The 12438-nt window shown below is 46.6% G+C and carries 11 protein-coding genes; 3 read left to right on the top strand and 8 right to left on the bottom strand.

The window, feature by feature from the left end; genetic code table 11:
• Nucleotides 1–82: 82 nt before the first annotated feature.
• The 5 genes from DES40_RS09130 to DES40_RS09110 all read right to left on the bottom strand — a co-directional run bounded on the left by DES40_RS09130 (nucleotide 83) and on the right by DES40_RS09110 (nucleotide 4902).
• Nucleotides 83–1018, bottom strand: a complete 936-nt coding sequence (locus DES40_RS09130; RefSeq protein WP_121101093.1) for a CheR family methyltransferase — start codon at nucleotides 1016–1018, stop codon at nucleotides 83–85.
• A gap of 2 nt (nucleotides 1019–1020) precedes the next feature.
• Nucleotides 1021–1395, bottom strand: a complete 375-nt coding sequence (locus tag DES40_RS09125) for a response regulator (protein ID WP_121101090.1) — start codon at nucleotides 1393–1395, stop codon at nucleotides 1021–1023.
• Nucleotides 1395–2465 (bottom strand): hypothetical protein, encoded by a 1071-nt coding sequence (locus DES40_RS09120; RefSeq protein ID WP_121101085.1) that lies wholly within the window; start codon nucleotides 2463–2465, stop codon nucleotides 1395–1397. Before DES40_RS09120 ends, DES40_RS09125 begins: the two co-directional genes overlap by 1 nt.
• A 148-nt stretch (nucleotides 2466–2613) precedes the next feature.
• Nucleotides 2614–3261, bottom strand: coding sequence for a histidine phosphotransferase family protein (locus tag DES40_RS09115; protein WP_121101082.1), 648 nt, complete (start codon nucleotides 3259–3261; stop codon nucleotides 2614–2616).
• Between the two features lie 168 nt (nucleotides 3262–3429).
• The gene (locus DES40_RS09110; protein WP_121101079.1) at nucleotides 3430–4902 is read right to left on the bottom strand and encodes an alanine/glycine:cation symporter family protein; all 1473 of its coding nucleotides are present in this window, start codon (nucleotides 4900–4902) and stop codon (nucleotides 3430–3432) included.
• Between the two features lie 198 nt (nucleotides 4903–5100).
• Between DES40_RS09110 and DES40_RS09105 the strand changes: the two genes are divergently transcribed.
• Nucleotides 5101–6294, top strand: a complete 1194-nt coding sequence (locus tag DES40_RS09105; RefSeq protein WP_121101076.1) for an amino acid aminotransferase — start codon at nucleotides 5101–5103, stop codon at nucleotides 6292–6294.
• A gap of 20 nt (nucleotides 6295–6314) precedes the next feature.
• Here the strand turns inward: DES40_RS09105 and phoB are convergent, their stop codons facing one another.
• The 3 genes from phoB to DES40_RS09090 form a co-directional block, all read right to left on the bottom strand.
• Complete coding sequence (gene phoB, locus DES40_RS09100; RefSeq protein WP_121101073.1) at nucleotides 6315–7004, bottom strand: phosphate regulon transcriptional regulator PhoB; 690 nt, start codon at nucleotides 7002–7004, stop codon at nucleotides 6315–6317.
• Between the two features lie 15 nt (nucleotides 7005–7019).
• The gene (gene phoU / locus DES40_RS09095) at nucleotides 7020–7727 is read right to left on the bottom strand and encodes a phosphate signaling complex protein PhoU (RefSeq protein WP_121101070.1); all 708 of its coding nucleotides are present in this window, start codon (nucleotides 7725–7727) and stop codon (nucleotides 7020–7022) included.
• Between the two features lie 110 nt (nucleotides 7728–7837).
• A complete protein-coding gene (locus DES40_RS09090; RefSeq protein WP_121101067.1) occupies nucleotides 7838–9181 on the bottom strand; it encodes a sensor histidine kinase in 1344 nt (447 codons plus the stop codon).
• Nucleotides 9182–9433: 252 nt separating this feature from the next.
• Between DES40_RS09090 and DES40_RS09085 the strand changes: the two genes are divergently transcribed.
• Both DES40_RS09085 and DES40_RS09080 read left to right on the top strand, forming a co-directional pair.
• A complete protein-coding gene (locus DES40_RS09085) occupies nucleotides 9434–10942 on the top strand; it encodes an efflux transporter outer membrane subunit (protein WP_121101064.1) in 1509 nt (502 codons plus the stop codon).
• A gap of 57 nt (nucleotides 10943–10999) precedes the next feature.
• Nucleotides 11000–12436 carry an efflux RND transporter periplasmic adaptor subunit gene (locus DES40_RS09080; RefSeq protein ID WP_121101061.1) on the top strand — a complete coding sequence of 479 codons (1437 nt, stop codon included), beginning with the start codon at nucleotides 11000–11002 and terminating at the stop codon, nucleotides 12434–12436.
• Nucleotides 12437–12438: the final 2 nt, after the last annotated feature.

Genomic DNA, 12438 nt, shown 5'->3' with positions numbered 1-12438 from the left:
AAGGGGCTTCGTCAACCGTCATGACTGAGGAGAGCAGAATAGCTTATTCTTCTACCGCTACAGATTGTTTTACGGGGGTAGCTTAAGCTGATTTCTGAGGTGACGTGCTCAAAAAGGTCTTGCGGCCATTGGGTTTTTTAATGTTGGGGTCTTCTATCGGTTCTATATCTTCAACAATCTCTTCACGTTTCTGGTAAAGCCCAGGCCCTTCTCCAACCGTATCAAAACCAAAGTTGAAGTTATTTAGGGTCTCGTTTGTGCCGAGGAGAAGATATCCATGTGGAAGGACTAGTGAGGCTAGCCCCCGTAAGACTCGCAATTGGGCCGTTGCTGAATAATGCGGAAGTGATCCGCGGAATAACACGGCGTGAAATTTGGGCAAAGTTCCCAGATTAGAGAGAAGATGGACATCCTCAAAACGAACATATTGCTTTAGGCGATCTCGTATAATCCAATCAGTGCTCTGAGCCTCAGGAGCAGGGTTGAAAAAATCAATCAGATCTCTTGTTGCTAAACCACGCTGCACTTCGAAATGCGTGTAACGTCCTGACTTGGCTCTGTCCAAAGCGGTTGAGGGATAATCCACGCCCATAATATCGAGGCTGAGATTTGGATATTGGTCACGCGCTCGCTCAAAGGCCATTGCGATGCCATAGGCTTCTTGTCCTGATGCGCAGCCAAAAGAGAGCACGCGTATGTGTCCGCCGCCCCGCACGCGGTATAAATTGGGTAAAACTTCATCGGTAAACCGCGTGAAACTTTGCGGGTCATTATTAAAGCGAGTATCGCGCTCTAAAAGGGCCGACACAACTTGAATAGCTAATTTTGGATGCCCCGTTTTAAACAGTTCATCTACCAGAGCATCAAGGGTCTCAAAGCCTTCTTTACGGGCAAGAGCAGAGAGACGTGTTTCCACCAGAAAAGCATGGTTCGACCCTAAATTTACACCCGCAAGCTCTAAGGTCAGCCTTTTTAAAGCTTCATAGTAAGAGGCATTTAGGGAAAGCACCGAAGACATGGTTAGAGCAGGCCCGCCAATTGAAACTTCGATTCTATAATATCGGAATCAAAAGGTTTCATAACATATTCATTGGCGCCAAATTGTAGGGCTTGTGTTATTTTCTCGACACTGCGTTCTGCCGTGCAAAAAACGATAACAGGATGTTGGCCATTGGGCACATCACGCAACACTTTTAAAAAGGCAAAGCCGTCCATAACCGGCATATGCCAGTCCAATAAAATTGCATCGGGCATGTTAATACGGCACTGATCCAAAGCTTCTTGCCCATTAGCGGCCTCGGTGACTTGAAAGTCTAAATCCTTCAAAATCCGCGAAGCCACGCGGCGGATCATTTTGGAATCATCAACAATTAAACAAGTGCGCTGTGTCGTCATTAAACGGCTCGTTTCGATTCAAACAAGACAAGAGTGCTGTCCTCATCCATTAATGGCTGTTCCATCAAAGCGCCAAGTCTTGCGCCTATACCTTCATCAACAGGCATTTTGGGTGAAACTTCAGCCTGAGCGATTGGGTTTACAGAGAGGCTGAGGACCAGATTACCTGTGATAGGGTCTACGCTTTGTGATGTCAGTTTCGTATCGGGCGCTGCACTCATTATGATGCCAGCCATCGCGGGCGCATTGGCAGTAAGCTGAAGATTCTTACCATTTACACTGATATCAATGTGGCCCAGTTCTTCGGGTGAGATATGAATAGACAGATGTAAGACTAAACGGCTAATCCAAGCTTCTAGGCGCATGCGCATCTTTTCGGCTTCGAGCTTAGATAGGGCAAAGCCAGCCACGTCATAAGATAGGCTGAGGGTTATACCACGCTGCCGGGCTTCACTTAGGCCAATTTGGATTATCTCGCTAATAAAGGCGTCCATAGCGATTTCAGAGGCGACCTCAGATAAACGCGTGGGTTTGACTAGAGTTTGCTTCTCTACAGAACTTGTATCAGAAAATGCCTCAGTTGAAGCGTGAGGCTTGTGTTCTTTCTTAGCTTCCCCTTTTGAAAAGGCCAAAAGCGTTGAAAGCATGGGCTGTTCATTTGGGCGCGCCAAGTGAATTGATGCTTTTAAAGCATCTTCAGCTCTGTCTTTTTGAGCGTCTGGAGAAAGCGTTAGAGCAATAACATCAGATGATTCTTGTGTTTCGCCGCGATTAACGTCTAATTCTAGGCCTTCCAGTTCAATCAAACCTTCTTCATATTGCGCCAGTAAATATGTCAATGTGCGTAAGTGATGAGTCACAGGCTGAGACGTTTGTACGGCGTTTAACGTATCTTGCGCGGCGCGATAAATGGCGCGTGCATGATTAAGTTTTGCGCCGCTTTGCACATCCGTAAGAGCTTTAGTGAGGTCTTCAGCAGGCAAATCAGCAGGATTCGTCCCATCCAAATCTGCAAGGGCAGATTGGCAGTTGCGCATAAAGGCGCGGGCCTGTTGTGTGCTATCACCCATAAAAAGTATCGTCCGATTTCGTTTGCGTTCAGAATCAGTAAGGCAGAACGGTTTGCATAATGAGATTTATGCCGAAAAAGGGTTAAGACGGGCTAAAGCCAAGATAGTTTTTGAATAGGTTTCCGCATTTTAATTGCAGGCTTCGAGCTTAACTTGCCGCGGGGGTTATCTCAAATGTTACGCTATCTTCTTCCGCTTGGGCTGTAATAACGCACTGAATTTCGCGTGCAATCATACCAGCATAAAAAGGCTGGATAGTGCGGCCATCAAAGCCGCCTTCGGGGGCTTTCCCAGCGAGGGCAGCGGCAATGTTCGGGTCAAGTTTTGCCCGCCTTCCAGTAGACTTAAGTCTAATACGCTTATTCTCACCAGACTCAGATATAACAATGTCGCCGCCACGGGGAATCGCATTTACCGCCAACATGACTAAATTCATTAAAAGACGGGCTTGTCCTTTTGGTAATTCATCACGGGTCATTTCCCAGATGAAATTTGCTTTGCCATCTTTATACATATCTTCAATTTTTTTGATGGTGTCGGCTAATGGGATAATGCCTGCAGAGGAGCCCGCGGCTCCGAAAGCATCCCGTAAAAAGTTAAGTTTGGCATTGGCTTGTCTCGAAGACGTGCGGATAAGTTCAATTGCGTCTTCATGCATCTCTACATTCGATTTATCATCCAGAACTTCTAAGCCCGTATTCACCATGCCAACAGGATTAATGAGGTCGTGGCATATGCGAGAGCACATCAAAGCTGCGAGTGTTGACGGGGTTAATTTTATAATGGGTTCACTCATGATCACGGTCTCGCTTTAATTCTGTATTGAAAGGGGCGCGCTGTGGCACGGGCCCAATTCTGTTATCACTCTTGTGGATTGATTTGGCGCTTTGGACAAATAAAAAAACCCCGACACGGTGTCGGGGTTTAGATTTTTTCGCCTATAAGGCGACTAAATCGTTAAGACCTATTTTAAATCATCTTGGTCTATTAAGCCGTCAGTCGCGATTTTCTCTTTGTCGAAATATTCCTTCGCCATTTTGAAGACAATTGGTGAAAGGAAGATAAGCGCAATTAAGTTTGGCGCGGCCATCAGCCCAGTCAAACTATCCGCGATAAGCCAGAAAGTTGCCACTACCATATTGTCGCCATCTGTTTCGAATGACATGGCATAAGTGGACGCGAAAACAGCCAGGACCCAAAAAGCACGGAAAATAGGAATCGATTTCTCTTTAAAGATAAAGGCTGTGCAGCGTTCACCATAATATGACCAACCGATAATGGTTGTGAACGCAAATATCGCTAGACATATCGTTACGATATGACCGCCAAAACCAACCAAAACGGCATCAAAGGCCTGGGCCGTTAAAGGCACTCCAATTTCACAACCCATTGGAGTAGAGCCGCTTTTTAGCATTTCTAAAATCGCAGGGTTAGCAAGGCAATCGGGCGTCATTACGCCTGATGTTAGAATGACGAGCGCTGTAATTGTACAGATAATCAACGTGTCGATAATTGTGCCAAGCATGGCAATAATACCTTGGTTGACTGGGTCGTTATTTTGAGCAGCAGCATGAGCAATTGGAGCTGATCCCTGACCTGCCTCATTAGAAAAGAGGCCGCGAGCGATGCCTTTTTGCATGGCTAACATCATCAAGCCAATGGTGATGCCTGTGCCAGCTTCTTGCATACCGAAAGCGCCTTTGAAAATCATACCAAATGCGGCAGGCACGTTACCAATATTGGCGGCAATCACGATGAGGGCGGCGCTGATATAAAGCAAAGCCATAAGAGGAACGAGGCGAGAAGCGACGGCCCCAATTCGTTTAATGCCTCCAAAAACCACTCCGCCCACAAGCAGCGCAAGAACAACAGCAACAATACGAGGGTCAAAATTATATTGGCTTTGTAAAGCATCTGCGATGGAATTGGCCTGAACCGCATTCCCAGTAGAGAGCGCGCCAATGATACCAAATAAAGCAAAGGCAAAAGCAAGGCCGATAAATTTCGGGCCTAGGCCATTTTTGATATAATACATCGGTCCGCCAACGCGGTTTCCATTGGCGTCGATTTCTCGAAAGCGTACGGAAAGAACCCCTTCAGCAAATTTTGTGGCTGTTCCTAAAATGGCTGTCATCCACATCCAGAAGACTGCGCCAGGACCGCCAATTGCAATGGCGGCAGCGACGCCAGCGATGTTGCCTGTTCCTACAGTTGAAGATAAGGCCGTCATCAAAGCAGCAAATGGCGAGACATCGCCTTCATGAGCTTCGCCAGTCCGTTTCTTGAAAAGTTGTTTAAACCCATACCCCACACGAAGGATGGAGAGAAACCGTAATCCGACGGTTAAAAAGAAACCGACACCCAAAAGAAGGACCATCATTGGCGGGCCCCAAACAAAACCGTTAAGGGTCTCCATCAGCGCGTTAAATGTTTCCATGAAGCAATATCTCCCAGCCTATTTTAAGGCACAAATTTTATATTTGAACGACCATAGGCGAGGCAATTGGCTCATGACAAATAAAAAAGTGTCATTCTTGGGGGTAACGCGTTATTGCCTGCTTTTAAATCAGTAAGCCCTGATATAGTCAGTGGGGCAAATGGTGTTACATTCGATTTTGTATTGATGGATTTTTAAATGTTTGAATATCTCGTTCCTCGCGCACCTGACGCAATTATGGCGTTAATGGAGGCCTGTAAGGCTGATACTAATCCGAATAAAATTGATCTCGGCGTCGGGGTGTACAAAAATGATGCGGGCGAAACGACGGTCATGAAGGCCGTCAAAGAAGCTGAAAAACGCTGGTGGGCAGAAGAGCAGACCAAGTCCTATGTCTCTACTGTTGGTCGTGCTGATTTCCGTGATGCGATGTGCGCGATGATGTTTGGTGAGGATAACTCCGTCATAACGGAAGGCCGGTTAGCATCTGCACAGGCGGGCGGCGGATCAGGAGCGCTACGTCTTGGAGCTGAAGTGATTAAATCCGCGGCTCCGGATGCGACTGTTTGGGTCAGCACACCGACTTGGGCCAATCATACACCGCTAATTAGTTCTGCTGGGCTAAAGATGGAGAATTATCCTTATTATAATCGCGAAACTTTGGGCGTCGATTTTGAGGATATGATTGATCACCTTCGCTCTAAAGCCAAAGCTGGGGATGTTGTATTGTTACATGGCTGTTGCCATAATCCTACAGGTGCAGACTTGTCTCACGAACAATGGGATTACATGGCTGAGTTTTTAGTCGAGCGTAACCTCTTGCCTTATGTTGATCTTGCTTATTTTGGCCTTGGCCGTGGCATGGAAGATGATGTTTATGGTCTGCGGAAAATACTGGCGACATGTCCTGAAGCCTTAGTGGCTGCGAGTTGTTCAAAGAATTTTGGTCTTTACCGTGAGCGGGTAGGCCTAATTGCTGTTGTAACGAAAGACCAAGAGACAGCGAAAATTGCACAGAGCCAATTAGGGTCTATTCAACGCAAAATTATCTCAATGCCGCCTGATCATGGCGCTGCGCTTGTCGCGAAGATACTTAATGATTCAGAGCTCCGCGCTATGTGGATTGAAGAATTGGACGCCATGCGAAACCGGATGTTAGATTTGCGTTCACGGCTTTCAAATGAACTTGCGGTGCAAGGTTCAGAAGTCATGGCGAATGCGGTAAAAGCACAGAACGGCATGTTTTCGACATTGCCTGTTTCAAAGGAACAAGCCGAAGCTCTTAGGGCTGATTACTCAGTCTATATGACAAATTCGGGCCGTATAAATATTGCGGGTGCAAATATACGAAATATCCCTTTACTCGCAAAAGCGATTTTAGACGTTCTTTAACCGTTAAGCCGAGAGCCGAATTAGGCTTTCGGCTCAAATGCATATCCTGCTGAACGGACTGTTCGGATTGGGTCTGGTAATTTTGGTGCGCCTAGGGCTTTGCGTAAGCGGCCAATATGGACATCGACGGTTCTTGCCTCAACATAAACATCACGCCCCCAAACCGTATCAAGTAACTGTTCGCGTGAAAAAACACGCCCAGGATTTTTGATAAAATGTTCCAATAAACGGAATTCTGTCGGGCCAAGATGAATTGTTTTCTCGCCGCGTTTGACACGAAAAGCTTGCATATCCACTTCGATATCGCCTTGGACGATAATGTCTTGGAGAAGGGCGGGTTTGGCGCGTCTTAGCAAAGATCGTGTCCGCGCAAACAATTCCGGCATAGAGAATGGCTTAACGAGATAGTCGTCCGCCCCGTAATCCAAACCCGTAATTTTATCCGTTTCATCGCTACGTGCGGTTAACATGATGACGGGGGTGCTGGTGGTTTTCTTGTTGCGACGAAGTCGGCGGCAGACCTCCACACCTGATAATTTAGGAAGCATCCAGTCCAAGAGGATAAGATCAGGCGTGCGTTCTTCGGCCATAAGCAAGGCTTCCTCACCATCTTCTGCTATGGCAGTTTCGTAGCCTTCTTTTGTAAAGTTGTATTCCAACAAAGTGGAAAGAGCATCTTCGTCTTCAACAATTAAAACATATGGTTTCATAATAGCCTCTGGAAATTATTTCCCATTTTTCCGTGCTTTTTCAACACGATGGTCGCGAATTAGCTGTGTGCCATTCACGGTGAAATAGATTGATTCGCAAATATTGGTGGCCAAGTCGCCTATGCGCTCCATATTCTTTGCGATGAATAAAAGAGACGCGCTGGCTGTGATAGTTCTGGGGTCAGCCATCATATAAGTCAGTAACTCTCTGAATATAGAGTTATACATTTCATCGACATCTTCGTCGGCAAGCCAGATTTGTACGGCTAAATCTGTGTCTTCACGTAATAAAGCATCGAGCGCTTGAGACAGTTGACCTTTTACCATTTTACCCATTCGGGCCACGCCTTTGGCAAGGCTTAGGCGGTCCACCTCGTTCAAGGATAAAGTACGCCACGCAATACCCTCGGCAAGGTCGCCAACGCGTTCCATATCATTTGCAACCCTAACAGCGCCCATAACACGGCGTAAGTCAGAGGCCATCGGATGACGCAAAGCAACGATTCGAAGGGCGTCTTCATCAATTTCTTCTTGAAAGCGGTTCACCTGAGAATCAGCGGCAATAACAGCCTCTGCCAATTCATTGTCTCTTTTTTTTAAAGAGCGAATAACATCAGACAGCATGGTTTCGGCCAAGCTACCCATTTGAGAGAGTTTAGCATTTAAGTCATTCAGGTCGGCATCATACCCGCTGACAATATGGTCGGCTAATTTATTCATCATATACCTCGTCTTACGCCCACCTATGTCAATTTTACAACAGAATTATGACGCACCGAATACAGCTCTGTGACAATGTGGTGGGAAAGGGTTGGCCTAATGATGGGGCTGAATTACTTCGCTTTTTTCTCTGAAATAAATGGCAAGACAACAGTGAATTCAGTGCCTTCACCCTGCTGGCTTCGAATGTAGAGGCCAGCTCTGTGGCGAATCGTAATGTGTTTGACAATGGCTAGGCCAAGGCCTGTTCCTTTTTCTTTCGAGGAAAGATCCCCTGCGATGCGATAGAACCGTTCCCCAATTCGAGGTAGATGCTCACGGGCGAAACCGGGGCCTTGGTCACGTATTTGAATTTGCCAGACCTTACCTTGGATTGTTGATTTGGGGGGTTCAGCAATACGCCGACTGGGGCTCTCTGCCGGTAATGAGCTATCCCGAAAAGCTACTGCAGGAGACCAATTCCGAACGGACGATACTTTAATTTTTACAGACTCCCCACGCGGTGTAAATTTTACGGCGTTATCGATTAAATTCAAAAAGAGTTGAACGGATTCATCTCTGGTTGCGCGAGTTATGGCTTTATCAGGCCCTTTATAACTCAACGTGACGCCATTTTTCTCAGCTATGGGTGTAACAACTTCCATCGCCGCCTTCAGGGATTGATTTATATCCGCCATATCTTCGGGGGCGATATGTTCTATTTGCTCAATTTTCCGCAAAGATAATAAGTCATCGATTAAACGTACCATGCGTTCAGCTTGGCTCTGCATAATCCCTAAGAATTTTTCTTGTGCGACAGGATCGTCTTTGGCGTGATGGCGGAGCGTCTCAATATATCCAAGAAGTGAAGCAATAGGCGTTTTTAGCTCATGTGAAGCATTGGCTAAAAAGTCAGCCTTTTGCATCTGGCTGACACGGTCTTCTGTAATGTCTGTGATAACAGCCAGTAGATAACTTTGACCATTACTTGGGCGAACAAGGCTCGCAGTCGTTAATGTTACCCGAAGATAGCGTTCTTCAGGCGTGAGCTTTAAAATCTCAACGGGCTGAGTAGAATATCCCGCCTGTGCACGCTCCAAAGCTTGTATAATCTCTGTTCCTCTCAGATAGCTTGATAGTGGTAAACCGATTTTGTCAATCGTGGCTAAGTCTTGCGCTCTTTTATTGGCGTGGATGACGCGTTTATCTCTATCAATAAGGGCGCAAGCTACAGGTAAGGCGTCTATTACATTAATCCAGCTATCTAAGTGCCGTACGGATTTTCTGGGCGTGCCGAATTCAGATTCTGTTTTCCGCGCCTTAGACGTCGAAATTCGGTGTAGAGTCCACCCCAAGACAGCATAAAGCGTGACGATAATAAGCGTCGGTAATAGGGGGGCTTGTACGATAATGCCTAAAGCCAAAATCGCAATGATGGCGAGACAAGCTAAAAGGCCGATTTCAGGGCGTGAGGGCATGCAGCTGCTTTTGGTTTTTCGCTAAACAATAATAAACATTGATAGCTATCGTAAATCAGTATGAGGGCATGAGGTAAAGGTATCAATTACAAATTTTACGGTGCAAAGGCGGAGAGCTGTCAGGATTTCTTGGTAATTCTTGGGGGGTTGAATTCAGTTTTTGGAAATTATCCCTATAAATTATTGTTTTTCGATAATCATTCGTTGACTTTCGGCATATTCCACGCGTATGAGACGCTTAAGGAGTGAAAAATGTCTATTTGTAAAAAAGCTATGAGATGTGTGCCAGCGTCGCGTTCGCTTTTGTTAGGTGTGGCTGTCATATCATTATCAGCCTGCCAAACAATACGAGACCTCGGGCCAGATGCCACAATAATTGATTCTAAAGCAGAGATACCCGTTCAGCCTGATTGGGTTGAGCCAGCCCCAGATGCATTACCCAGCACAGATTGGGTGGCTGACTTTAACAGCAAAGAGCTGTCTTTATTGGTTGATACGGCCTTGGAGCAAAACACGACTATCGGTCAAAGTTTGGCGCAATTGGATGGGGCCTTGTCACGTATACGGACGAGCCGCGCTGATTTAATGCCTAACTTGAATTTTGGGTCTACAATTACGCGTAGTAGCGGCGGCAACGACTTTAATACGGATAGCACTAGTTATAGTTTAGGTTTAAACTCGGGCTGGGAAGTAGATTTATTTGGCCGACTTCGTGATCAGGTCCGCGCGGCTGAAATGGGCGCGGCCGCAAGTTCGGCTGACCTTGCTGCAGCCCGGCTTTCAATTGCGGGTCAGGTTGGACAATCTTGGTTTAACGCGATTCAAGGTGATTTATTAGTGGATTTGTCCCGCCGCGACATTGAAACACAAGAGCGGGCTCTACGTCTGACGCAACGCCGATTTGATAATGGTCTTGCCGGATCTTCTGACGTCCGGTTAGCGCGGTCTTCTGTAGCGAATGCCGAGGCTGTCTTAGCTACACGTCTTCAAAATCGTGATGTAACGATAAGAGGGTTGAAAGTATTGCTGCGGCAATATCCTGACTCTGTGATGGATATTCCAAATGATTTCCCAGAATTGCCTGTTTTAACAGGGGCTGCAAATCCCGCTTATTTGTTACAAAAACGTCCAGATATCTTAGCCGCAGAACGAAGAATTGCAGAAGCGGGTCTGAATGTCGATGTCGCTCGGAAATCTCTATATCCACAGTTAAATTTATCAGGTTCATTAACCGAGCAAGCTTTGTCGAGTGCGAATGATTTTGATATTCTGGATTTGTTTGACTTGAAGGGTATTGCACAACGATTGACGGCACAGCTCACGGCGCCTCTATTTCAAGGCGGCAGAATTAAAGCGCAAATTGACGGACAAGAAGCGGTCTTGCGTCAACGCGTTGAAAGCTATGTTGGAACCGTGTTAACGGCTTATCAAGAGGTTGAAAATGCACTGGATGCTGAGGAACGTCTTGCTGAACGCGAAGACGCTTTGCGGGAATCGCTTTATGAGGCACAAAAGGCCGAGGAACGGCTCGAATCACGTTATATCGAAGGTCTCGCAACGATATTGCAATTATTAGATGCGCAATCTCGCCGCCTTAATGCTGAGGGGCAGTTAATTGGGGCGCGAGCCGAGCGACTCAATAACCGAGTGCGTATGAATGTTGCGATAGGTGGAGGTGAATATGGGGCAGAAGTGCCTGCCACCGACATTGAAAGCGATGAAGGGCTTATTGGCAAATTATTGTCATCAAATCAGGGTTAGAAACCAACAAAAGTATAATTGGCCAATTGCCAACATAAAAAGACTTAGGAAGTAGGAATGGCGCATCAAAATTCTTTGGGTGAAGCTGAAGTGAAAGATAAATACCCGGTTTTCAGGACCGTGGTATTTTCTGTCTTAATGCTGGTTGGTTTATTCATTGTGACAAATATCGTTGTCAAAATGAACGCTAAACCCGAAGTGAAAAAGCAAAGTTTTAATACGCTCGCTGTGATGGGCGCTCGCGCTTATACGGATAATGTCCAATTAACTGTTACAACGCAGGGTGAGGTCCGCCCGCAGACTGAGATTGATTTAGTCCCCGAGGTTGGCGGAAAAATTGTGTATGTTTCGCGCAATTTTGTAGAAGGCGGATATTTCAAAAAGGGCGAAACGCTTATTCGTATTGATGATGCAAATTATCAGGTCGCTCGCGTGCGGGCATTGGCGTCTGTTGCGCAGGCTGAGCAAACCTTAGCGCAGGAAGTCGCAGAGGGGGAAATCGCTCGCCGTGACTTTGAAGAATTAGGGCGAGGGACCCCGAGCGACTTGGCGCTCCGCATTCCGCAACGTCAACAGGCTGAGGCGGCATTGCAAGCGGCACAAGCTGACCTGCGCAACGCGGATTTACAGTTAAGCAGAACAAAAGTTTTGGCCCCATTCACTGGACGCGTACGGGCTAAAAGTTCAGATGTCGGTAAATATGTGAATCCAGGCGCTACTTTGGGCCGTATATTTTCAACGGATATCGTTGAAGTGCGTTTGCCTTTAACAGATTCTGATTTATCAAAAACTGATCTGCCGATTGCATTTAATGCGAAATCAAAAGACTCGGCCCCAAAAGTCATATTAAGCACAACAATTGCTGGGAAACCCCAAGAGTGGACCGGTTATATTATGCGAACTGATTCTACTTATGATACACAATCTCGGGCCCTATTCGCTATCGTTGAAGTCTTTGATCCCTATGGAAAAGGCGCCTCCCAAAATGATGTTCCGCTTGCGCCGGGGCTTTTTGTAGACGCGCGCGTGCAAGGGCGTTTGATGGAAGGCGTTGTTGTTATCTCTCGCGATGGTCTGCGCCCTCAAGACGAGGTGTATATTGTTGATGAGGAAGGCAACGCCGAGATTCGCCAAACAGTTGTCTTGGATACGAATCCAGAGCGTGCTGTTCTGGCCACGGGCGTAGAAAGTGGCGAGCTCGTTGTTGTGTCACCTATGGAACGCTCGCGTATTGCGATGCCATTGAAGGTTTTAGATGTGAATGATCCAAAGACAGTTATTGTCGACCCGCCGGAACCCGAATGGATGAAAAAAGAAGCTGAAGAAAAAGAGAAAAAAGCGTCAGAAGAAAAGTCCGCAGAAAAGAAAGAGAAACGCGGGTTTTTTAACCGAAGAAAAAAAGAGACTGAAGACGAGAGCGACAAGAAGAAAACCGAAGAGCCTGACGCTGCAAATGAAGCGTCTAGTAATAGCGTTGACGGATCTGGAGAATAGAG

This window comes from Litorimonas taeanensis (assembly GCF_003634015.1).
Classification (GTDB): Bacteria; Pseudomonadota; Alphaproteobacteria; order Caulobacterales; family Maricaulaceae; genus Litorimonas; species Litorimonas taeanensis.
The sequence above is the reverse complement of the archived record's forward strand: the minus strand, read 5'-3'. Positions and strand labels throughout refer to the sequence as shown.

What these genes read in the sequence shown, in the direction of transcription:
- DES40_RS09105 (WP_121101076.1), top strand. Translation starts at nt 5,101, where the DNA reads ATGTTTGAATATCTCGTTCCTCGCGCACCTGACGCAATTATGGCGTTA.
- DES40_RS09125 (WP_121101090.1), bottom strand. Translation starts at nt 1,395, where the DNA reads ATGACGACACAGCGCACTTGTTTAATTGTTGATGATTCCAAAATGATC.
- DES40_RS09110 (WP_121101079.1), bottom strand. Translation starts at nt 4,902, where the DNA reads ATGGAAACATTTAACGCGCTGATGGAGACCCTTAACGGTTTTGTTTGG.
- phoU (WP_121101070.1), bottom strand. Translation starts at nt 7,727, where the DNA reads ATGATGAATAAATTAGCCGACCATATTGTCAGCGGGTATGATGCCGAC.
- DES40_RS09120 (WP_121101085.1), bottom strand. Translation starts at nt 2,465, where the DNA reads ATGGGTGATAGCACACAACAGGCCCGCGCCTTTATGCGCAACTGCCAA.
- DES40_RS09115 (WP_121101082.1), bottom strand. Translation starts at nt 3,261, where the DNA reads ATGAGTGAACCCATTATAAAATTAACCCCGTCAACACTCGCAGCTTTG.
- phoB (WP_121101073.1), bottom strand. Translation starts at nt 7,004, where the DNA reads ATGAAACCATATGTTTTAATTGTTGAAGACGAAGATGCTCTTTCCACT.
- DES40_RS09085 (WP_121101064.1), top strand. Translation starts at nt 9,434, where the DNA reads ATGTCTATTTGTAAAAAAGCTATGAGATGTGTGCCAGCGTCGCGTTCG.
- DES40_RS09130 (WP_121101093.1), bottom strand. Translation starts at nt 1,018, where the DNA reads ATGTCTTCGGTGCTTTCCCTAAATGCCTCTTACTATGAAGCTTTAAAA.
- DES40_RS09080 (WP_121101061.1), top strand. Translation starts at nt 11,000, where the DNA reads ATGGCGCATCAAAATTCTTTGGGTGAAGCTGAAGTGAAAGATAAATAC.
- DES40_RS09090 (WP_121101067.1), bottom strand. Translation starts at nt 9,181, where the DNA reads ATGCCCTCACGCCCTGAAATCGGCCTTTTAGCTTGTCTCGCCATCATT.